The sequence below is a fragment of the Micromonospora sp. NPDC093243 genome (genome assembly GCF_044753725.1).
Lineage (GTDB): Bacteria > Actinomycetota > Actinomycetes > Mycobacteriales > Micromonosporaceae > Micromonospora.
On record NZ_JBIVNT010000001.1, the window covers coordinates 1 to 20,556 of the forward strand.

21 protein-coding genes and 1 pseudogene are annotated in these 20,556 nt (G+C 68.0%); 12 read left to right on the top strand and 10 right to left on the bottom strand.

The genetic code is table 11. The features are described 5' to 3' along the window. Positions 1-42 precede the first annotated feature (42 nt). The 3 genes from ACIP9D_RS00005 to ACIP9D_RS00015 form a co-directional block, all read right to left on the bottom strand. Complete coding sequence (locus ACIP9D_RS00005) at positions 43-201, bottom strand: transposase (RefSeq protein ID WP_400449064.1); 159 nt, start codon at positions 199-201, stop codon at positions 43-45. Between the two features lie 75 nt (positions 202-276). Continuing rightward, a complete protein-coding gene (locus ACIP9D_RS00010; RefSeq protein WP_400449066.1) occupies positions 277-858 on the bottom strand; it encodes a hypothetical protein in 582 nt (193 codons plus the stop codon). A 140-nt stretch (positions 859-998) separates the two neighbouring features. Further along, positions 999-1,214, bottom strand: a complete 216-nt coding sequence (locus ACIP9D_RS00015) for a hypothetical protein (protein WP_350877330.1) — start codon at positions 1,212-1,214, stop codon at positions 999-1,001. A 267-nt stretch (positions 1,215-1,481) separates the two neighbouring features. Here ACIP9D_RS00015 and ACIP9D_RS00020 point away from each other — a divergent pair, with 267 nt between their 5' ends. Together ACIP9D_RS00020 and ACIP9D_RS00025 are read left to right on the top strand one after the other, a co-directional pair. Further along, a complete protein-coding gene (locus tag ACIP9D_RS00020; protein WP_350877328.1) occupies positions 1,482-2,030 on the top strand; it encodes a DUF4262 domain-containing protein in 549 nt (182 codons plus the stop codon). Positions 2,031-2,173: 143 nt separating this feature from the next. Beyond that, a complete protein-coding gene (locus tag ACIP9D_RS00025) occupies positions 2,174-2,416 on the top strand; it encodes a hypothetical protein (protein ID WP_350877326.1) in 243 nt (80 codons plus the stop codon). A gap of 15 nt (positions 2,417-2,431) precedes the next feature. Here the strand turns inward: ACIP9D_RS00025 and ACIP9D_RS00030 are convergent. Together ACIP9D_RS00030 and ACIP9D_RS00035 are read right to left on the bottom strand one after the other, a co-directional pair. Then, positions 2,432-3,297 (bottom strand): IS5 family transposase gene (locus tag ACIP9D_RS00030; protein WP_350877332.1). Its coding sequence is split into 2 segments (ribosomal slippage): positions 2,432-2,964 and positions 2,964-3,297, totalling 867 coding nucleotides; the frame shifts between segments, so codons are not numbered across the junction. A 268-nt stretch (positions 3,298-3,565) separates the two neighbouring features. Further along, the gene (locus tag ACIP9D_RS00035) at positions 3,566-3,724 is read right to left on the bottom strand and encodes a hypothetical protein (RefSeq protein WP_350877324.1); all 159 of its coding nucleotides are present in this window, start codon (positions 3,722-3,724) and stop codon (positions 3,566-3,568) included. 486 nt (positions 3,725-4,210) lie between these two features. Between ACIP9D_RS00035 and ACIP9D_RS00040 the strand changes: the two are divergent. Next, positions 4,211-6,039 (top strand): annotated as a pseudogene (locus ACIP9D_RS00040) (glycoside hydrolase family 15 protein). Between the two features lie 186 nt (positions 6,040-6,225). On the opposite strand, the gene ACIP9D_RS00045 reads toward ACIP9D_RS00040, so the two are convergent. Then, entirely contained in the window at positions 6,226-6,450 is a 225-nt protein-coding gene (locus ACIP9D_RS00045; RefSeq protein ID WP_350877322.1) for a hypothetical protein, read from the bottom strand. A gap of 438 nt (positions 6,451-6,888) precedes the next feature. Here ACIP9D_RS00045 and ACIP9D_RS00050 point away from each other — a divergent pair, with 438 nt between their 5' ends. Beyond that, the gene (locus ACIP9D_RS00050) at positions 6,889-7,617 is read left to right on the top strand and encodes a hypothetical protein (RefSeq protein ID WP_350877320.1); all 729 of its coding nucleotides are present in this window, start codon (positions 6,889-6,891) and stop codon (positions 7,615-7,617) included. A gap of 291 nt (positions 7,618-7,908) precedes the next feature. After that, positions 7,909-8,898 (top strand): hypothetical protein, encoded by a 990-nt coding sequence (locus tag ACIP9D_RS00055; protein WP_350877318.1) that lies wholly within the window; start codon positions 7,909-7,911, stop codon positions 8,896-8,898. Between the two features lie 41 nt (positions 8,899-8,939). Here ACIP9D_RS00055 and ACIP9D_RS00060 read toward each other — a convergent pair whose 3' ends face one another. Next, positions 8,940-9,221: a hypothetical protein gene (locus ACIP9D_RS00060; RefSeq protein WP_350877316.1), complete on the bottom strand. Its 282-nt coding sequence runs from the start codon at positions 9,219-9,221 to the stop codon at positions 8,940-8,942. 97 nt (positions 9,222-9,318) lie between these two features. On the opposite strand from ACIP9D_RS00060, the gene ACIP9D_RS00065 reads away from it, so the two are divergent. The 5 genes from ACIP9D_RS00065 to ACIP9D_RS00085 all read left to right on the top strand — a co-directional run bounded on the left by ACIP9D_RS00065 (position 9,319) and on the right by ACIP9D_RS00085 (position 16,036). Further along, complete coding sequence (locus ACIP9D_RS00065) at positions 9,319-10,071, top strand: ABC transporter ATP-binding protein (RefSeq protein WP_350877315.1); 753 nt, start codon at positions 9,319-9,321, stop codon at positions 10,069-10,071. Further along, complete coding sequence (locus tag ACIP9D_RS00070) at positions 10,071-12,611, top strand: ABC transporter permease (protein ID WP_350877313.1); 2,541 nt, start codon at positions 10,071-10,073, stop codon at positions 12,609-12,611. The genes ACIP9D_RS00065 and ACIP9D_RS00070 overlap by 1 nt, the downstream gene beginning before the upstream one ends. A gap of 110 nt (positions 12,612-12,721) precedes the next feature. Beyond that, entirely contained in the window at positions 12,722-13,939 is a 1,218-nt protein-coding gene (locus ACIP9D_RS00075) for a sensor histidine kinase (RefSeq protein WP_350877311.1), read from the top strand. Further along, a complete protein-coding gene (locus ACIP9D_RS00080) occupies positions 13,939-14,583 on the top strand; it encodes a response regulator transcription factor (protein WP_350877309.1) in 645 nt (214 codons plus the stop codon). The genes ACIP9D_RS00075 and ACIP9D_RS00080 overlap by 1 nt, the downstream gene beginning before the upstream one ends. A gap of 466 nt (positions 14,584-15,049) precedes the next feature. Then, positions 15,050-16,036: a serine hydrolase gene (locus ACIP9D_RS00085; RefSeq protein ID WP_350877307.1), complete on the top strand. Its 987-nt coding sequence runs from the start codon at positions 15,050-15,052 to the stop codon at positions 16,034-16,036. Between the two features lie 228 nt (positions 16,037-16,264). On the opposite strand, the gene ACIP9D_RS00090 is transcribed toward ACIP9D_RS00085, so the two are convergent. After that, positions 16,265-16,927 (bottom strand): Type 1 glutamine amidotransferase-like domain-containing protein, encoded by a 663-nt coding sequence (locus tag ACIP9D_RS00090; RefSeq protein ID WP_350877305.1) that lies wholly within the window; start codon positions 16,925-16,927, stop codon positions 16,265-16,267. 319 nt (positions 16,928-17,246) lie between these two features. On the opposite strand from ACIP9D_RS00090, the gene ACIP9D_RS00095 reads away from it, so the two are divergent. Further along, on the top strand, positions 17,247-17,696 hold the full coding sequence (locus ACIP9D_RS00095; RefSeq protein ID WP_350877303.1) for a hypothetical protein: 450 nt from the start codon (positions 17,247-17,249) through the stop codon (positions 17,694-17,696). Positions 17,697-17,902: 206 nt separating this feature from the next. Here the strand turns inward: ACIP9D_RS00095 and ACIP9D_RS00100 are convergent, their stop codons facing one another. Together ACIP9D_RS00100 and ACIP9D_RS00105 are read right to left on the bottom strand one after the other, a co-directional pair. After that, positions 17,903-18,880, bottom strand: coding sequence for a hypothetical protein (locus ACIP9D_RS00100; protein ID WP_350877301.1), 978 nt, complete (start codon positions 18,878-18,880; stop codon positions 17,903-17,905). A gap of 73 nt (positions 18,881-18,953) precedes the next feature. Next, a complete protein-coding gene (locus ACIP9D_RS00105; RefSeq protein ID WP_350877300.1) occupies positions 18,954-19,301 on the bottom strand; it encodes a PadR family transcriptional regulator in 348 nt (115 codons plus the stop codon). A 540-nt stretch (positions 19,302-19,841) separates the two neighbouring features. On the opposite strand from ACIP9D_RS00105, the gene ACIP9D_RS00110 reads away from it, so the two are divergent. Continuing rightward, positions 19,842-20,255: a hypothetical protein gene (locus ACIP9D_RS00110; protein WP_350877298.1), complete on the top strand. Its 414-nt coding sequence runs from the start codon at positions 19,842-19,844 to the stop codon at positions 20,253-20,255. Positions 20,256-20,556: the final 301 nt, after the last annotated feature.

Below are 20,556 nucleotides of genomic sequence, written 5' to 3' on the forward strand. Positions count from 1 at the left end.
GGTCACCCCTGAACAGCCAACGATCTGGATGGGCACATCGCGTCAGGCCACTCCCTTGCGCAGCACGTAGACGATGCCGGCCAGGGCGTCGCGGTCCGGTACCGGCAGTCGTCTGGGGTGACGATGGCGTCGGGCAGGCCAGGCTGGCAGAAGCGGAGCTATGCGCTCCCAGAGATCGTCAGGAACAATGTCGGCAGACACGTCGGAGATTCTGCCCGACGTGTTGTCAGATATCGGCCGAGGTGACGGTGTCGATTCGACCGGCGGCGGTCGGGTTCAGCGCCAGCCACCGTGGCGAGGCTCCACGTGATCGCCGAACAGTGGGTCGAACGCCTGCCCGCCCTCGTCGGTCACGACGTAGTCCGGTTCGGTCTTCGAGGCGGCTGCCTGCAACCGGAGGACGAGCTCAGTGACAGGCACGATACGCAGCGACAGAGCTGCGGCCACCTGGGCAGCTTCGTTGTCGATGTCCGGGTTGTACTTGTCATGGGACCGTTCGAGGTGTTGAGCGGAGATCTGCATCACCTCCACATCGCCACCGCCCGAGAACGAGAGGCAGTCGTGCCACTCCAGCCCGATGATGATCTCCAGCGCGTCCGCCAAGTCATCGGCCAGCAGCCCGCCTTCCCCTTCGGAACTCGCGAACACCACCGGCCGGCGCCAGTTCTGCTCGGCACACAGGAAGTACGCCCCACCGGCGGACTCCCCGGCGATCATCTCCAGCGGCGCGCCCGAGGCAAGCCTCAAGCCCTCACCATGGTGCTTCCGATGGATGTCGAAGCCAAACGATGACCGCAGCAGTAGATCGATCTCTGGGGTGTTCCGGATCAGGTCAAGCAGCTGATCACTTGAGGTCATGGCATTGACGATAGCGAATGCCGCTGACACGTCAGTGCCATGGCGAACAGCGCACCCGTGTCCGGTGGGCGACTCCGTGGATGGCGGACTCAACATCTCCTACCAATGTCAGACCATGCCTGCACCCGAGCCATCGCATGTCATTCTGAAACCACCACTTGGTGGGCCCAGTTGGCCGTGCTCCACCGGACGTCCGCCTGCTTCTCGATGGGAAGCTGCGACAACGACTCGACACTGCTCATCGCGAGGTTGGGCAGGGCAAGCTGCCTATCGGTCTCGTGGTAGATCTGGTCAGGCACCGCGGCGTAAAAACGCTCGTCGGGATGTTCGGTGACGGTCGAGCGGCCGGCCTGCACCAGGGCGCCTGAACCGGTCTCCCGCCGGGCAGGTCGAGGGTCCGTGCGGACCCCTCGTCACCACGCGAACCCGGCCCTCGGCTGCGACGTAGGCGCCCCCGCGGGCCCGCGCGCCCGTAGCTCCCAACCCGCTCCCTGACCGGTACGTCAATAGGATCGTCCAGCCGGCTGTCGTCCCAGCGCAGGAGCAACTGAGCCTCTCCCTGGAATCAGGACCTCCGTGGCCCGGAGCGGCGATGGCGTACATCTGGCCCCTACGATCACGGCGTGAATCACGCCGAGTCGCCCTGCCACTGCAGCCTCTGCCACGACTACGGCGACTCAGCCGATCGGCACCCAATGGAGCTGACCACGATCAGGCACATCCAGCAGCACGGTTGGAGTGTCATGATGATCCCCGAGGATGACACGGGACCTGGCTGGGCCTACACGGTCGGACTCTGGCACACCCTCCGCATGCCGGAACTCGCCATGTTCGGGCTGGACGTTGAACTGTCGAAGGCGTGCCTCAACGACCTGGGCACGACGGCGACCAAGGGTGTCGCCCTGGCGGCCGAGCAGGTGCGAGACGACGTCATCGAGCGGTACCCGGTCCATCTCAAGTCGATCGACTACCGCTGGTACAAGGCGTTCTTCGGCCGTGCCATCGCCTTCTACCGCCGGCCGCCAATGCCGTTCCTGCAGGTCGTCTGGCCCGACCGTCAGGGCCGGTTTCACTGGGACCGCGACAGCGACGAGCAGTTTCACCAACGTCAGCCCCAGCTTTGGAAGCGACCAGATGACCATCCAATGGGCGTCTGGACGCAGGATCTCTAGATCGGCCGAGGTGTCATGCACGCCCCGAGACTGACGTGTCACGCAGGTCCTGAGACCGGACATCGCTGGCAGTCGGCGGTGGTTAGGCCGTGTCCTGCCGATCATGGGATTTAGATGACGGGGAGCTCGACTAAGGTCTGGCCGTGGTCGTGGTCAACATGGTGGAGAAGTTCGGTGCGGACGGCTTCCTGGAGGGGTCCTGGGATTTGCCATCGGACGTCGTAGGGCCACTGCGCGCGCACGTCGACGTGACGGCTGAGGGTTGGGTCATGGACATGTGGCCGATGACGGCAGAGATCGCCGCGATCGTGCAGCCTTGGGTCGATGAGCCGATTGATGTGGGATCGGATACCTGGTTCGTCAGCTCTGGTCAGGTGGCCGCATAGGGCAGTCGGTGTCGATCACGGGAGCCACATGGTGGCGGCGATCAGGACGAGGCTGGCGCGGTAGAGGGACGCGCGTTTGGCGTATCGGGTGGCCAGGTCACGCCATTGCTTGAGCCGGTTGAAGCAACGTTCCACAACGTTGCGCTTCTTATAGATCACCTTGTCGAAGGCTGGTGGCCTGCCGCCGGCGCTGCCCTTGGCGGCCCTGCGGGCGACCTGGTCGGATCGTTCAGGGATGACCTGCCGGATCCCGCGTTGCCGCAGGGCTCGACGAGTCGAGTCATGCGCGTAGCCCTTGTCCGCGATCAGCACATCCGGTCGCTTGCGGGGCCGACCGGGCCCGGGATCGTTGACCCGGATCGCGTCCAGCAACGCCAACAGCTGGGGGTTGTCGCCGGCCTGGCCCGGGGTGAGCAGGATCGACAACGGCCGTCCACGACCGTCGACGGCGAGGTGAATCTTCGTACTCAGTCCGCCGCGGGATCGGCCGATGGCCTCACCATCTTGCGCACCAGGCGTCGCCGGACTTGCCGGGGAGCCCCCTTTTTGCGGGCGCCAGCGGCATGCTGGTGCGCCCGCACGATCGACGAGTCGACGCTGATCGTCCACTGCACCGGTGTGCCATCGTCATGGACCTGCGCCGCGACCAGGATCCGATCCCACGTTCCATCCGCCGTCCAGCGACGCAGACGTTCGTGGCAGGTCTTCCACGGGCCATACCGTTCCGGGAGGTCCCGCCACGGCGCACCCGTCCGCAGCTTCCACAAGATCCCGTTGATGACCTGACGGTGATCCCGCCACCGGCCCCGACTGCTGCCCGGCTCGGGAAGCAGCGGCGCGATCACCGCCCACGCCTCATCGGTCAACTCGCCACGACGCACCACCGGCACATCGTCAACGATCAACCACTACAAGATCGGCAGGACACGCCCTAGCCCCCACAACCACTTCTCTTGCTCGCTCGCCGCGTTGACCGCCAATGCGACCACCTGTGTCACGACGACGCCGAGCGTCAGCACGGACGCCGACACCAGTGCAGCGAACAACACTGACCACCACCGCCGGCCCTGCACCGTCACAGTGAATCACATCCCACAACGATCAGATCACCAGCAGCTGAGCGCCAGGATCGAGAAGAGGAGGTCGCCGTCACCGGCTTGCCTCCTCCATCGCCACAGCCCCGATGGCAGCGTTGATAAGTTCCTCGACTTGCGACGTCCTGCGTACCCGCACGTTGAGCCAGTAGGTGAGGGTTGCACCCACCGCTATCGAGGCAAGCGGCACGACGACGCTGGTGAGTAAGTCCATGGGGACATGGTCCGTCGAGCAGCACCGCTGCCGCGGCCCACAGTCAGGCGGCAACGCCACTGCATCGCCGTCGTGCCGCGGGACATCTCGATTACAAGTTCTGGGCACTACGTCCGGCAGGGTCCGTCCGCATCCGCGACCTCGGGCGGCTGTCTGTGCTTGGCCGCCGGCCGCTGCGCTCGTCCGGGCCTGTTGCTGTCGCCGTTGCTGTCGACAGCTACCTACGGTTCGGTCGCCGTCCCTCCGACTAAGAGTGGTCCGTCTCGGTCCTGGTTCGGCTCGCTCACCCGGCTCACGCTCCGTGAACTGGCCATTCGTCGTCGCCGGTCGTCGTTATCAGTCGACTTTTCCATCCCGTGACGGCCTGGCGACGGCCTCGCAACTGTGCGGCTTCAGGACCTTGCAGACTCGACTTGCTCCGCCTCCAACATCACCTTTGGGCCGGCATGCCCGTTCTCCCAGTAGGACCGTCAGGGGAGGGCCAGGGTGGAGGATTATCCAGCGATCGAGGATCACGGAATCATTGGCGACCTGCAGACGGCTGCGTTGGTCGCGAGGGATGGCACGCTGAGTTGGTTCTGTGCTCCTCGGTTTGACTCGCCGAGCATCTTCGCTGGTCTTCTTGACCGGCAGCGGGGCGGCTACTTCCGAATCTCGCCCGATGGCGTCCGGTACACCTCCAAGCAGCTTTACCTGCCGGACACTCCCATCCTGATCACACGGTTCATCAGCGTAGACGGGGTCGGCGAACTCATCGACTTCATGCCGATCGCCGGCGAGCAGCCCACCGACCGACACCGCATCGTCCGACTCTTGAACGTGGTCCGCGGCAGCATGCGGTTCCGGGCGGAATGTCGTCCTCGCTTCAACTACGGCAGGGACCGGCATGAGTTGGAGGTGCACCCCGACGGAATGGTATTCCGCAGCGCGTCGATGACTCTCACGCTGAACAACTCGCGGCCGGTCGGACGCCTGGTTCCTGAGGACCACATTGACACCCAAGACGGGGACCTGCTCGCCAGCACCGCCCTGCATGAGGGCGACAAGGGCGCGGTCATTATGGACACCGCTTCCCCCGACAAGCCGCACGTCATCGCGTTCGAAGAGGTCCAGGCGATGTTCGAGCAGACTCGGGACTACTGGCGTCGCTGGCTGGCTAGGTCCCGGTACACCGGGCGGTGGCGGGAGATGGTCGAACGTTCGGCCATCACGCTAAAACTCATGACCTACGCACCGACCGGCGCGATGGTCGCCGCGCCAACCACGGCCCTGCCCGAGGAACTCGGCGGGACCCGCAACTGGGACTACCGCTACACCTGGATTCGCGACACCTCCTTCTCCATTCAAGCGCTACTTGGGCTCGGCTTCACCGAAGAGGCCAGCCGGTACGTCGACTGGCTCGACGAACGCGTCCGCGAGGCCGGCGACAACGACATACCCCTGAAGATCATGTACCGGATCGACGGCTCCTCCGACCTGCACGAGGAGACCCTCGACCACTTCCAGGGCTACCGGGCCTCCGCACCCGTCCGCATCGGTAACGGCGCAGCCGACCAGCTGCAACTCGACATCCACGGCGAGGCCCTGTACGCCATGCACGCCGCCGACCAGCACGGCATCCGCGCTTCCCACCACGTCTGGGAAAGCACCGTCCGACTCGTCGACTGGCTCTGCCGCAACTGGGACCAGCCCGACGCCGGCATCTGGGAGAGCCGCCACCACCCGCGCGACTACACCTACGGCCGCTTCATGTCCTGGGTCGCCCTCGACCGCGCCATCCGCCTCGCCGCCCGCCACGGCCGACCCGGCGACCTCACCCGCTGGATCCAGCAACGCGACGCCATCTACCACCAGATCATGCGGCACGGATACCACCCTGGCCGCCAATCCTTCGTCCAGGCATACGGCGAGAACGTCCTGGACGCAGCGCTGCTCATGATGCCCACCGTCGGCTTTTTGACCCCCTCCGACCCGATGTGGCAGTCCACCTCCGCGCCATCGACCAAGACCTCGTCTCCGACAGCCTCGTCTACCGCTACGACCCCGCCGCCTCCCCCGACGGTCTACCCGGCAACGAAGGCACCTTCAACATGTGCACCTTCTGGTACGCCGACGCTCTCGCTTGCTCCGGCCGCCTCGACGACGCCCGCCTCACCTTCGAGAAGATGCTCACCTTCAGCAACCACCTTGGCCTCTACGCCGAAGAGATCGCCCCCACTGGCGAACAGATCGGCAACTACCCCCAGGCCTTCAGCCACCTCTCCCTCATCAACACCGCCATCACCCTCGACCGCCTCCATAACCAGCACCGGTAGCCCCCACGAAGGGCTAGATGTTGAGTTGAAGCGGAACTGCAGGCCGCGGTCGGCCCACCAGCAGAAGCGGTGCTCGACGCCTGCTCACACCGCTCTGGCGACTGCCATGGCTGGTCGCTGGTTGACGATGTTTGACGGTGTCTTGTGCCCCCTGTGCCCCAAGCCGACTCGGCGCGCAGCTTCTAGCTAGCACTGATCTGAGCGCTGGCGCCGGCGCAGCAGCACGGCTGTTACCAGGTAGCCAACGCCAAGCAATGTTGCCAGCGCAGAGAGGATCACGGACCAACTGATCGACTCCCTGATGGCGAACACCCAGTGCGTCACGGCAAGGAAAAGCCAGATACCTCCCAGGATGAACCCCTGTTTCGGCGTCTTCGCTGCCTGCCACCACGGGCTGCCGGCCGGTCCCACGTATGCGATCCTGCCATCGTCGAGGGGCTGAGGCACGTCGAGGACGGGCGATCGGCTGACTGTCAGCTTGGGAATCGGGTTGAGTCGTGGCCTTCATGCCTGGTGCTGACTGGTCGTGAACCCACAGGCAACACGGCCAGGCTCTGCAACGAACCTCCGCTGGCCGGTGTTGACCGCTGCATCGGGCACGGATCGGGCACGGGCTCAGGTGAGGGCTGAGGCTTGAACCCCTAAGCCGCGAGGCCACGGCAGATCCACCAAAAGTGGACTCGTCGGCCCTCTGGCCTGGCTTGCACTCCTCGGTGTCTCTCGACGTCTCGCATGGGTTTTCGCTGTCGGCTGTGCCGGATCTGTGCCCGATGATCTTCATCAGGGGACAGCGGCCCTCTTGCCGGTCGTGAAATTCTGGCCGAGCTCCCGGATGCCGGTTCGGTTGACATGGCGCGCGTGTTGACCACGACGGGTCGCTTCATCGGTGACATCTGTCGTTGTCACGGTGGGCCGACGATCGTGCTCCGCGATGTGGCAGGCGAGGTGCTCGCCAGCGCTGGTTTGCATGGCCACGGCTCGGTCAGTTGGGAGCGGTCGCGATTCAGTAACGACCTCGTCGTGGCAGATCCTGTGGCGCTCCACCTGTTTGTGGCAGGGCTCGGCGTACCGGATCAGCTGACATCATTCCTGGCGCCCTTGGCCGACCTGCTGAACCTGCAGGAGCGCCGCCCGCAGTTCCGGCCCACCGGGCGAGAGGGCAAGCGGTACCTGATTGAGCGTGGGGTTCCTAGCGTGCTGCATCCCGTGTTGGTCGCCGCCACCGGTCAGCAATGCGGCGAGCTGTCCGATACGCACGTCGACGATGTCCGTCGACGGCTCACCGCCGCCACGCCCTCAGCCACCGACAGGGCGGCGATCCTGCTGTCCTGGCTGGGCCGGCTCCCCATTCCGGCAGAGGCATTCTGGGGCGAAGGTGTCCTGGTGCGGCAGTTACTCGCCGATCTCGCGCTGCCCGACATCGCGGCCGCAGCTGCCGAAGCCCGCACTGGCGACGTCGCAACGGGGGTGGTCAACCTGGTCATGCACTCCGGCGACGACGGCACGCTGGCCACGGCCATCGGTCCGACGCTGCGTCAACTGTTCCCACCGGCACCTGAGCCCATGACCACGCGCTAGCCGTCAACCATCCGGCCGGCGAACTGCTCGCGGACGCAGGTCGCCTACCCACCATCAGGTGCGCGACCGAGCGTTCCGGCCGCTCAGCGGCAGATCAGTGCCTTCACAAGGGCGGGGCGGCCGCGCGGGAGTGGACCACCGAGCCCCATTCGGGGACGGCTCCACGCGACTTGCGCGCCTTCGCGCATGGCGGATGCAGCGGAATCCCGACGATCCGGCTGAACCGGGACCGTAGCTGCTTAGCAAGGCAAAGAACTCAGGACCAGCACGCGGGCCATAAGATCCGCTTCTATGGCCCGCACCACGCCTCCGCGTCCCCTAGACATCACCGCACTCTTCCCCGAACTGCGGGAACATTCCATCACGGCTACCCGCCTGCATCCGCGACCCGGCGCTCCGACCGTTACGGATAGCTCGGTCGGCGGACCACTGCTGTGGCCAGCCGACGAGGTATGGCCGGTCTGCGACGACGCCGGGGCGCACGAGCCATGGGGCCTGACGACCCCGGCCGCCCTGCACCGCAGGCGGGAGATCCTCGCGACCGCAGAAGCCCGGGAGCCGCTGCCGGGCGGAGACTTCTTGACTGCGGAGGAGCGGGCCGAGCTCGATGCGGCCGACGCTCTGGACTTGGACGACCTGATCGAGGATCCCATCCCGTTGGTCCCGGTCGCGCAGCTGTACCGACGAGATATCCCGGACTACGCCGGTCCGGACGGCACCGACCTGCTCCAGGTGCTGTGGTGCCCGGTGGACCACTCGGATCGGCACTACAGCCCTCGCGTCTTCCTCTGCTGGCGCGACAGTTCCGCTGTCGGCCCGCTGCTCGAAGCGCCTCCCGAGCCGCCGGTGATCAGCGACATGTACCTGCCGGTTCCGTGCGTGGTACACCCCGAGCAGGTCCGCGAGTACCAATACGCCGATCTGCTCCCCGATGACCTACGCGAGCGGCTCGACGAGTGGGATGACGACGAAGACGAGAGCCGTCCCCACTATCAGAGCGACTTGTCGCTGGCGCCGGGATGGAAGGTCGGCGGGTACGCGAACTGGTCACTGACCGATCCGTACCCGATGGATTGTGCTGCCTGCGGCACCACTATGAGTTTGATTTTCACCGTGGATTCGGGCGAGTGGAACGGCATGCATTGCAGCTGGCGCCCGTCCGAGGAGAACCCGACCGCGTCCCCCGACATCGTCGGCGTGCAAATTGGGCGTGGCTACTCGCTGTACACCTTCCGCTGCCCCGAATCGTTCGATCATCCCCCGGCCACCGCTATGCAGTGACGCGGTCTCCCTCCATGGCTTGCCGGCCCCCGAAACGCAACTCAGCTCGGCGGGAGGTGCGCGAGGTTGGGCAGGATGTGGATCCGCAGATGGCTGCGGTCGGCGGCCCAGGTGGCGGGTGAGGCTTGATGGGTGACCTGCCAGATCTCCACCCATTGGTGAAGGGTGAGACGCCCACCGCGCAGGTCGATGAAGGTGTCGCGGGCGACATCGATGACGATCTCCTTGGCCCGCAGGACGGCGTCTGCGCGGATGGCGTGGGTGGAGTCGGTGGTGACGGCGCCGTCGGGCATGCGCAGCCAGACCCGAAACTCTGGAGACACTGCCTGGGTCGATCAGCCGACGGTAGGGGTTTCCCCACCACCAAGATCATGGGTCGCCGTGTGTTCCGGGAACGCCATCTCGAGCAGGCTTTCCACCATGCGAAACAGCGATATGACGCCCGCGGCCCGCGGCCCGGTCGTCGAGGTGGTCGACGTGACGAAGACCTATCCCGGCGGAGGCGGTGCCCGGGCGTTGGATGGCGTGTCGGTCGCCTTCGAGGCCGGTTCGTTCTGCGCGGTGATGGGCCCGTCGGGCTCGGGCAAGTCGACGCTTCTGCACTGCGCGGCGGGCCTGGATCGGCCGGACAGCGGGCGGGTGCTCCTTGCCGGTCAGGACATCGGCGGGCTGCGTGAGCCGCAGCTCACCCAGGCACGGCGGCGGCGGGTCGGGTTCGTCTTCCAGTCGTACAACCTGATGGACGCGCTGTCGGTCTGGCACAACATCCTGCTGCCGCAGCGGCTGGCCGGGGTACGGCCGGACCGGGACTGGGCGCGGGAGGTGATGCGCCGCGTCGGGCTCACCGGACGGGAAAACGACCGTCCCGGCCAACTGTCCGGCGGTCAGCGGCAGCGGGTCGCGCTCGCCCGCGCCCTGGCCAGCCGACCGGAGGTCATCTTCGCCGACGAGCCGACCGGGGCACTGGACCTGTCGACCGGCCGTGAGGTGCTGGGGCTGCTGCGCGAGGCGGTGGACGGCATCGGCACGACGATCGTCATGGTGACGCACGACCCGGCCGCCGCAGCGTGGGCCGACCGCGCGGTGTTCCTCGCCGACGGTCGGATCGTCACGGAACTCGCCGACCCGACCGCCGAGAAGGTCGCGGCGCAGATGATGGCGGTGACCGTCTGATGATCCGGCTCGCTCTCGGCACCCTTCGCCAACACCGCGGTGCGTACGCTGGCACGTTCTTCGCCGCGCTGCTGGCTGTGGCCCTGCTCGCTGGCGGCGGTCTCCTGCTCGCCTCCGTGCTCACGGCAAAGCCGCCGGCCGACCGGTTCGCGGCGGCGGCGGTCGTCGTCTCAGGCGACCGCGACGTCACCCTGCAGAAGGTCACCACCAAGGAGAAGAAGGGCAAGGTCAAGGTCAAGCGCAAGGTCAAGTCCGAGCGGCTCACCGGCGCCGGCTCGCTGCCGGTGGACCTCGCCGGCCGGTTGGGCGACATTCCGGGCGTCGCGACCGCGGTCGCGGACGTCGCCTTCCCGGTGCAGGCGCGTACGCCGGACGGCCGTCTGCTGCGCGGCGCCGACGACGCTCCCGTGATCGGACATGGATGGGCCTCGGCACCGCTGACCCCGTACGCGCTGCGTACCGGCGAGGCACCCGGCCCGGGGCAGGTCGTCGTTGACGCCGACCTTGCCAACCGCTCGGGTACCACAGTGGGCGGACGTCTCATCGTCACCACGAAGACCGGCGTCCGCACCATGACCGTGTCCGGCGTGGCCGCGCCCGCCGGGCGGGACGCGCTACCCGCTCAGGGTGCGTTGTTCGTCGCCGACACTGAGGCGGCGTCGGTGTCGGGGCTGCCCGGCCCGACCGCGGTGGGCGTCCTGGCCAGCCCCGGCACCGACCTGGTCGCGCTTCGCCGTGCCGTCGAGGATGCCGCCGGGAAGGCGTCCGTGCTGACCGGCGCGGACCGGGTCCGGGCCGACCTGCCTGGAGCCCTGCCGGACTACATCGGTCCGCTCTCGATATTCGGCTTCGTCATCGGCATCACCGCGTTCTCGGCCGTTTTCGTCCTCACGGGCACGGTCACGCTCGGCGTACGTCAACGCCTGCGCGAGTTGGCCCTGCTGCGCACCTCCGGCGCGACCCCCGGTCAGCTGCGCCGCCTCCTGGGCGTGGAGAGCGTCCTGCTCGCCGGCCTCGCCGCGCTGCCGGGCGCGCCGTTGGGTGTGCTGTTCGCCCACCTGGTGGCCGCTCGATTCCGGGACCTGGGCGCGGTGCCCGCCCAGTTCGTCGTACGGACCAACGTGATGGTGCTCATCGCCGCCGCCGTGGCGGGAATGCTGGTGACCTTCGTCGGTGCCCGGATCGCCGGCCGCCGAGCGGTGCGGATCGCCCCGACCCAGGCACTCGCCGAGACCGCGAACGCGCCGACCGGGGGCCTCGTCCTGCGGATCGCTCTCGCCGTGATGACCACCGCCGGCGCGATCGCCCTGCTCGTCTTCGTGCCGCTCGACGGGCCGCTCGGAATGGGCATGAGCTTCGTGTCGTCCGCCCTGTTGCTGTGCACGGTCGCGGCTCTCGGGCCGCTGCTGATCCGGGTGGTGACGGCGCCGGTTTCCCGCCTCGTCGGCGCTGGAGGCGCGACTGGCTGGCTGGCCGGTCTGGTCACCCGAGCCGACCCGCGACGGGTCGCGGCGGTCGCCGTCCCGCTCGTGCTCATGTTCGCAATCAATGCCACCATGCTGCTCAACAGCGTCCTGGTGGACGATCTGACCGCGCAGGAGCAGGTGGACCGGACGGCGCCCGCGACGGCGCAGGTGACCGCGCCGGGCGGGCTTCCGCTCGGCACCGTCGAGAGGTTCGTAGCTCTCGACGGCGTGACGGGGGTGGCAGCCACGCTGCCGACGCGGGCCATCGTCGAGCAGGGCGGCAAGCCCGAGGACTTCGCCACTCAGGGTCTGTTGGTGGCCGGCAGCGAGAGCGCGCTCGACCTCGACCTGCGCGCCGGGACGCTACCGGGCATGGGCACGTTCGCCGCCAGCGAGTACATCACCGACCAGTACGGTTGGCGGTTGGGCGACGACGTGCGGATCTGGCTCGCCGACGGCCATGAGGTTCACCTGCGCCTCGCCGGGGTGTACGCCCGAGCCCGCGGCTTCGGTGAGCTGGCGCTGCCCTTGGACCTGGTGGCGGCGCACGACCCGCGCGGGCTGGTCAGCACGGTCGGGCTGCGCTATCGCGGCGACGTACCGGATCGGATCGCCGCCTCGTGGCCTGATCTGCGGCTGACCCCGACGCTCGGTGCGGCACCCCCTGGGGACGCGCAGAATCAGCAGGGCGCTTGGGAACTCATGGTGGTCATCTCCCTCGGCTTCACGGCGATCGCGGTCGTCAACACCTTCGCCATCGCCACCGCCGCGCGTCGTCGCGAGTTCGCCGACCTGCGGCTGGTCGGGGCGACGACCAAGCAGCTTCGCCGGCTCGTCGGCCGTGAAGCGATGATCACGGTCGGCGCGGGCCTGGTGCTGGGCATCCTGGTCGCCGCGATCGTGGTCGGCGCGTTCAGCACCGCACAGGGCGGCACGTTGCGGGTGTTCGTCGACGCTGGCACCTACGCGGGGATGCTCGGCGGTGTCGCGGCACTGGGGCTGGTCGCGGGTGCCGTACCGGCCCGAGTCCTGCTGCGGCGGCGCAGCCTGCCGGCCCTGAGCGACGGGCGCTGACTGTGCTTCCCACCGGATCGCCACTCGGACCTGTCCTCCGTGTCGTCGGGGGACGGGTCCGGGCGGCGGCCGGCGGCTGGTGCCAGCGCACCGCAGGTACGATCGCCGCGATGATTCGCACAACGGCGTCGGCGCTGGCGTATCTGGTCAGCAGCCTCGTCGCCGGTGTTGTCGGCCTCGCCTGGGTCCTGGCGTCCATCCTCGGTGTCGGTCTGCTGGCGATCACGCAGCTCGGCGGGCCGACGTTCCTTGGTGCCGCCTGGGCGACCCGGCGCCTCGCGGCCCTGGAGCGGCGCCGGGCTCGTTGGGTGCTCGGCACCGCAATCGCCGCGCCGTACCTGTCGACCGAGGGCGGCACCGTCCGACAGCGGATCAGCGCGGTCGCGGTGCAACCGGCCACCTGGCGGGACCTGGCCTGGCTGGTCGCGCTGTTCCCGCTGGGCCTGGCAGGCGGGATCGTAGCCGTGGTGGTCACCGTCGTCGATCTCGCCGCCGTCGTGGCGCCGGCGTGGGCGTGGGCGGTGCCGAACCCGCACGCACCGTTTCCGATGCATCCGCTCATGACGACCGTTCCGGGCCGATTCGGCCTGACCGTCCTCGGCGTGCTGCTGTTGCCGGTCGTCGCGTGGTTCCTGCGAACCGTTGGACTGGCCCAGGCCCGGATGGCCCGGGCACTTCTGGCTCCCGGCGCGCATCGGCATCTGGTCGAGGAAGCTGCCCGCCTCGCACAGACCCGCCGTCGGGTGGTCGATGCCCAGGCGGCGGAGCTGCGTCGGATCGAGCGGGACCTGCACGACGGCGCCCAGGCCCGGATCGTTGCCGCCGGTATGACGCTGGCACTGGCCGCCCGCAAGCTGCGGACCGGTGCGGCTGCCGCGTCCGACGTCGACCTTGCCCGCCGGCAGCTCGACGACGCCCTCGCCGAGCTGCGTCGGCTGGTCCGCGGCATTCATCCGCCGATCCTCACCGATCGGGGACTGCATGCCGCTGTCGCCGCGCTGGCCGGCGACAGTCCGCTCGCCGTCGAGGTCCGGGGCGATCCAGACGACCGTTACCCGGCGGCGGTCGAGTCGGCGGCCTACTTCGTCATCGCCGAGGGTCTGGCCAATGCGGGCAAGCACGCCGAGGCTCGGACCTGCGTCGTCACCCTCACCCGGACCGCCGGCACGGTCACCGTCACCCTCACCGACGACGGGCAGGGCGGTGCCGACCCGTCCGGCTCCGGGCTCGACGGGCTGCGCCGCCGTGTCGAGGCACTCGATGGCAGGCTCACCATCACCAGTCCATCCGGCGGTCCCACCGTCCTGTCCGCGGAGCTGCCCCACTGATGCGCATCGTGATCGCCGAGGACTTGCTGCTGCTTCGGGACGGAATGGTGCGGCTGCTGACCGACACCGGCCACGCCGTCGTCGCCGCCGTCGACACCGCACCCGCCCTGCTGGCGGCCGTCGCCGAGCACCGACCCGATCTGTCCATCGTCGACGTTCGCCTCCCGCCCGGCTTCCGCGACGAAGGGCTGCGCGCCGCGCTGACGCTGCGTGCCTCCGACCCGGGCACCAGGGTGCTCATCGTCTCCCAGTACGTCGAACGGGCCTACGCCGTGGAACTGCTCGCCGACGGCCGGGGTGGTGTCGGTTACCTGCTCAAGGACCGCGTGACCGCCCTCGACGACTTCCTCGACGCGGTGGAGCGGGTCGCCAGCGGTGGCACCGCCCTGGACCCGGAGGTGGTACGGCAACTGTTCACGCGTAACAGTCGCAACCACGGGGTCGACGGGCTCACCGCCCGGGAACGGGAGGTGCTCGGACTCATGGCGCAGGGCCTGTCGAACGCGGCCATCTGCGCGGCGCTCGTCCTTGCGCCGGTGTCGGTGGAGAAGCACATCACCAACATCTTCGCCAAGCTCGACCTGCCACCGGCCGAGGACGCCAACCGACGGGTCCGCGCAGTCCTCGCCTACCTCAACCACTGACGTGGACCGGTGACCCGACCGGTCCGTGCTCATCGCCGGGCCGAACCCACCTCGTCATGTCGCGTTGCAACAGTTTGATCGCGTCAAATCTGAGCTGGTCGACTCAGAATCAGTGGTGCCCGGTCTGGTCGTCCGCTGACCTTCGATCGGGCGGAGGTGCTGGGTCGCCTGATGTCGCTCGCGCTGGACGTGGAGGGATCGTGTTGCTCGTGCTCGGCACCCAACCCGCGCAACGTCGACAGCGACCTCATCGAGAGTGTGGTATGCAAGGTGAGCGCGGCATAGTCCTGGACGTTGACGTCGAGGCTCTGGGCCGAAGGCGGCCGCCTCTCGCAACCGAATCATGGCTGCGGTGGGAGGCTGCGGCGGCCGGGGCTGGCTCTCCCGCTCGGGCCGCTCCAATGCGGAAACTCCGGTATAACGAGCGTGCTGTTCCGCTGGCCGCCATCGCCCTCTCGGAGTGCCCATGACGACGCAGTTGCGTGACCGCCTCGACAAGATACTTCGCGCTGGCCAGGTCGGCGGTCTGCATGCCGTCGCGGCGGTTCGCGGTGGTCAAACCTTGCTGGAGTACTACAGGGCTGGCGAGGACTTCGCCTGGGGCGACCCGCTAGGCGTCGTCGAGTTTGGGCCCGAAACGCTGCACGACATCCGGTCAGTCACCAAGAGCGTAACGGTGCTGTTGTACGGCATCGCGCTCGGCGAAGGGCTGGTCCCGCCGCCGGCGGAGCCGCTCCTGCGGCGGTTTCCGCAGTACCCCGACCTGGCGGTCGACCCCCAGCGTGCTCGGCTCACCGTTGAGCACGCGCTGACGATGTCATTGGGGGTGGAATGGCACGAAGATCTCCCGTACAACAGCCCGGCCAACGCCGAGATCGCGATGGAGTTGGCGCCGGACCGGTACCGGTACATCCTGGGGCGGCCGATCCTCGAGCCGCCCGGCACCCGATGGACGTACTGCGGCGGTGCCACGGCTCTACTCGGCCGACTGATCGCCGACGGCACCGGGCAGTCGCTGCCGCAGTACGGGCAGGCCGTGCTGTTCGCGCCGCTGGGCATCGGCAACTTCGAGTGGATGACCGGCGCGGACGGAGTGGCCTCCGCCGCGTCCGGGCTGCGACTCGCGCCCCGCGGACTGGCCAGGCTCGGCGAGCTGGTGCTGGCCGAGGGAGCCTGGGACGGTCAGCGGATCGTCCCCGCCGACTGGATCCGCACGATGCTCCAGCCACGCCTGCAGACCGGCTGGGGCGCGCAGTACGGCTACCAGTGGTACATCGAGTCCATCGATGGCCATCGGCTGGTGGCCGGCATGGGCAACGGCGGCCAGCGCCTGTTCGTCCTGCCCGACCTAGACCTCACCGTGGCCATCACCGCCGGCAACTACGACGACCCCGACCAGTGGCGAACCCCGCTCACGGTGCTGGAGCGGGTCATCCTCCCCGCAATGGCTTGACGACGCTGCGCCCGCCAGTCAGCCCCGGCGGCGGGGCAGGTATCTGGGCCAGACGCCACCTGGCGCATGCGCTTGGGACAGTTTCTGCCTTCGTCGGAACCGCACCCGCGTGGCGGCACCCAATCGACATCCGATCATCGGCACTGTCGCACGTCCTGTACGGTCGGCTGGCCGCGCGACTCGCGGCATGAGCGGGTGCTTCGCCACGCCGATCACCGTTGGCCGCGGCTACGAGGGGAACCGCTTCCAGTGCCCCTCGGAGACGACCTCGACGGTGCCGTCGTCGGTCACCTTGATGGCCGTCTGGTCGTCGATTGCGTACGCCGGACCCGCGATTTCGGCCGCCCATCTCTCGGCGCCAGCCATGGTGTTGTCCGGCTCGAGACCTAGGTGCGGGAAGATCGAGAAGTCGACGACCCCCAGTGTGCGGTCGTCGGGCGCGGACTGCCACTCGACGAAGTCCGCACCGATGCAGGGGGTCAGCACCATGCTCCCAGCACTCAACCCCACCCAGACGGTGTCCCGCAGCGACGGCACGAGGTCCGCCAGCCCGGACTGCCGCATCCAGTGGCACAGGTACGTCGCATCGCCGCCGGCCACGAGCATGACGTCAGCCTCCCGGACCCAGGGGACCCACCGCTCCTCGCCGATGCTGGGCAGCGCTGTCAGCTCGAGGACGCCCAGCGACTTCCAGCCCAGGTCGCACATGGGTAGCGGCGTCTGACCGGTGATGAAGCGCCAGGCCGAGGCTGGCCCGCACATGGGGTGGCCGTACAGCGCCGTAGGGATGCAGAGGGCACTGGAGTCGGCGATCGGCTTGCCCAGCAGGTCGACCAGCGCATCGCGGATGCTCGGGTTCGTGACGCCCGCGGACGTGAGAAGAAGCTTCACGGTTGCCTCCTGTACGTAGCGGTCATGACGCTCTCCCCGAGAGTCGGGAGATCGGGTGCACGGGAATACAGACTGGACACCATAACGAAACTCATCGCCGTTGCGACCCCTCAAGCCCTCCACACGCACATCGGCACGTGCGTGCACGGGATCGATCCGACGCCTGCGCCGGACATCTACGGCGAGTGACGGGAGTTCCTGCATTCCGGCGCGCCCGCTCGGCGGCAAATCCGGATGCCGCCAGACCCGCTCGCCGCGGTGCTGAAGGTGCCATCCGTTGTTTCGGCTAGCCTGACCGCCAGTGAATGGGAGGTTCCCAGTGGCAGTGCTGACTGATTTTGCGGAACTTCACGTCAGCATCGACTACCGACTGGTCGGGCTCGTCGATGATGCGTGTCATGGCGGTGCGAAACCGCCGTCGCCACACACCGTGGGCCATTGGATCGGGACGACGCCGGGCAACGTGTATCTGGAGAACATCGACGAGGAGGTCGTGCTGGGGGCTCAGATGCGATTGGAGACCCGGGACGGACCGGCGAAGTTTGACCCGAGCGGCTGGGACCGCAGCGACGTCATCGTGATGGACTTCCCATCAGGAATCCTGAGTGTGGATGAGCTCACTTACGGCGGTCTGGCTGATGTCTATCGCCTTCCCGAGGGCAGGCGGTGGCATACCCGACTGGCCTGGCGCGTGGAGGCTCCGGCCAAACCGGGTGAGCGGCCGTTCGCATCGATTCTTGTGCAGTTTTGGCGGGCTGTGCATGCATGACTCCGGTACGGAGGCGGGATCGATCCCGCCGCCGGCCCGCGTTTGTGACTGCGGCTAGCGGCGGTCGGGCCCGTATCGGTGATCCGAGTGAGTTGCCCGCGCCGACCGGCGCGCTTTGTCAGCGGCATGACAGTACGTTCCGTTGTGGTCTGCGCGGCCGATGGGGCTCGCGTCTCGGGCCGGTGGTGCCGAGGTTGGGCGAGTTCCTACGTCGGTGTGGTGGGTCTTGGGCCGACGTTGGGGATCGATGGAAGTCGACGCAGCGCCCGGATGGCTAGTACGGCGACCGGTACGCCCACCGCCAGGACGGCGATTGCCTGCACGGAAGCGATCGTGGCGAGGGTTGCGTGCTGTGCCTGGCCGCTGTAATCGAGCAGGGTTGCGGTTCGCAGGGCGAGCGCGGCTACCGCGAGCAGGGTGAGCGCCAGTGACCATGGCAGCGTGCGAGATGAACGCTTGGTTACTCGACCGACCAGGTGTATCACCATGACAGCAGTAACCGCCGCGCAGGACAGGCCAGGCCAGTCCAGCAGCCTCAGCGCCGGTGTGGTCGCCTGGATGGTGAACAGCGGCACGGGGACGAGGAGGATGCCGACCGGCAGCGCGAGGAGCCAGGGGCGGCGCGGCACCGGTGGGGCGCCGTGGTGAAAGGCCGCCATGGCGAGTAGCAAGACGACGTCGATGAGCAGCATGGCCCAGGGCGACACGGACGGCGGTACATCACCGGCTTGTCGCACGGCGGTGGTGATGACCGGAGGCACGACGGCGAGCAGGGCGACTGCCTGGGCTACGCGCCGGTGTCCGAGGACAAGCGCGATGTAGGCCGGTAACCAGGCGTAGCCGGCCAGGTCCCAGGCGGTGTGCCAGATGCTCCCCGACGGGGTGAGTGCCCATTCGGGTGCAGGAGCCGGCAACCAGGCGATCTTCCCGTAGAGCCACAGTGTGACGGCGATACTGGCGGTGACCATGACGGCGTGGGCCAGCATCGCCATCAGGGTCGCCAGTCGCACGGCCTGCCCCCAGGCGTACGAGCGGGGTGGCGCGTCAGCCCCGCCGAGACGCAACCGAACGGCGAGAGACACGATGCTGGTGACCTCCGACAGGCTCGGCCGGCCGTAGTCCGTGACATACGCGGTGGTCTCGGAGTCGCCGGTGTCCATGCTGTCCAGGAAGGCGGCGACCATGTCGTCTTCCCATTCCTGCCGGTAGGCGCGGGCAGTAGCCGCAGAACGAACCGGTAGCGCTCCTCCAGCCGGCTCACGACGGTGTCCCCGCGATCGGGTTCCGCCGCTTGCGCAACCGGGTCGAGGCGAGGCGCGCGTTGGCGGCCAGGCGTTGAGCCTCGGCGCCGAGGGCATGGCGGCCCCGCTCGGTCAACCGGTAGTACCGGCGTAACCGTCCTTGCCACGCCTCCTCGCGGTCCAGTTCGACCAGGCCATCACCGACGAGTCGGTCCAAGACCCCGTACAAGGAGCCGATCTTCAGCTGCACGCGGCCCCGCGACAGTTCCGCCACCTCCGCGACGATCCCGTAGCCGTGGCGCGGAGCGTCGAGCAGCGCGGTGAGGATGAAGAAGGCTGGTTCCGTCATCGCCCGAGAACTCATCCACCTAATATAGTGGAAGGCAAGATATGCTGTGTGTCGGAAGCCGAGCTGACGCCGGATAGCCCTCGTGGTGCCCGGCGAGGCGACCCGCGGCGGCATCTGTGAGGAGGGTCGGGGCTTAGGGGCGGGGTCCCGAGGTCTTCAAGGCATTGTGTCCCGTTAGCGTGGCTGGCCGGCCCGGCCGATGCCGGCCGTAGGTCGCCAGCAGGCCAAAGTCTGGCCGGCGCGGCCCGCTTGCGGGCCGCCTTGATTCTGTATAGGGCAATTCGGCAACCACCCTGCGACGCAGCGTGTCCCGTCACGGGACGTGCTTGACACTGGCGTCCGACCACATGCTTGACATGATCGATATTCGGCTTTTGATCACGTGTAGCATCGCCAAGTGGTTAACCCCTGGCCGCTCACACTGTTCCTCCGGATCCTGCCGTGAAACGCCGGGTGGTGGCCGTCGTGGCCTTGGTCGCGATGTCGGCACCTCAAAGCGGCTGCATGACCCCGGGGTTGAGTTGCCCGGACCCGGAGGTGACGATTGACGGGTCAGTGCACGACCGAACCGCACCGATCGAGCGGGAGCTACAACCGCTGGGCCGGGTCCTAGATGTCCACTGGCTGGAGTGGACCGCCAGTGGCCGCTGCGACTTCAGCCTCGGCGATTTGATCCTGCTGCGGGAGGGCGTGGCCCGGGTGGCGCCAGCCGACGTCGCCAGGCTGACCGTACTGAAGATGCCCGACGCCCAGATACTTCCCGGCGATCGCGCGCCGAACCCCCGGCTGTCGTCCTGGCTACCGTCCGCACCAGACTGGCGTACCGTCGCGGACCTGGATTGGCGCGAGGGTGAGGAGGGCGCGTTCGTGTCGGCCTCGTACTGGCTGGATCCGGCCAGCGGCGTCGTCTACTTCCGCTCCGACGCCGACTACGACCCGGCAGCGACCCCCACCGCCTCACCCTCCTGACGCAGCCATCGGCGACCCACCCCCACGAGTGCAACAGCACGTCGCGGAGACCCGCCGCCCAAGAGGTTGGGACCGAAACCTAGCTGAAAAGTCAAGCATGTGTTGGGACGGATTCGTCAAGCATGTGGTGGGACTAGACAGGACCGCGACGCTATGCGTCGAGCTGTTGCGTGCAGAGAAGGGGTTGCTCGTCCGCGCGCCGGTCGCGCGTTGCGTTCGCCCAGTTGGTCATCCAACCCGAGTAGTCAGGCGTTGAGGCGGAACCGCGAGCCGCTGCCCCGCCACCAGCGGAAACGGCACC

Coding starts and splice junctions, on each gene's coding strand:
- ACIP9D_RS00070 (WP_350877313.1), top strand. CDS start 10,071: ATGATCCGGCTCGCTCTCGGCACCCTTCGCCAACACCGCGGTGCGTAC.
- ACIP9D_RS00055 (WP_350877318.1), top strand. CDS start 7,909: ATGGCCCGCACCACGCCTCCGCGTCCCCTAGACATCACCGCACTCTTC.
- ACIP9D_RS00050 (WP_350877320.1), top strand. CDS start 6,889: ATGGCGCGCGTGTTGACCACGACGGGTCGCTTCATCGGTGACATCTGT.
- ACIP9D_RS00080 (WP_350877309.1), top strand. CDS start 13,939: ATGCGCATCGTGATCGCCGAGGACTTGCTGCTGCTTCGGGACGGAATG.
- ACIP9D_RS00035 (WP_350877324.1), bottom strand. CDS start 3,724: ATGGACTTACTCACCAGCGTCGTCGTGCCGCTTGCCTCGATAGCGGTG.
- ACIP9D_RS00075 (WP_350877311.1), top strand. CDS start 12,722: ATGATTCGCACAACGGCGTCGGCGCTGGCGTATCTGGTCAGCAGCCTC.
- ACIP9D_RS00085 (WP_350877307.1), top strand. CDS start 15,050: ATGACGACGCAGTTGCGTGACCGCCTCGACAAGATACTTCGCGCTGGC.
- ACIP9D_RS00105 (WP_350877300.1), bottom strand. CDS start 19,301: ATGAGTTCTCGGGCGATGACGGAACCAGCCTTCTTCATCCTCACCGCG.
- ACIP9D_RS00010 (WP_400449066.1), bottom strand. CDS start 858: ATGACCTCAAGTGATCAGCTGCTTGACCTGATCCGGAACACCCCAGAG.
- ACIP9D_RS00100 (WP_350877301.1), bottom strand. CDS start 18,880: ATGGTCGCCGCCTTCCTGGACAGCATGGACACCGGCGACTCCGAGACC.
- ACIP9D_RS00065 (WP_350877315.1), top strand. CDS start 9,319: ATGCGAAACAGCGATATGACGCCCGCGGCCCGCGGCCCGGTCGTCGAG.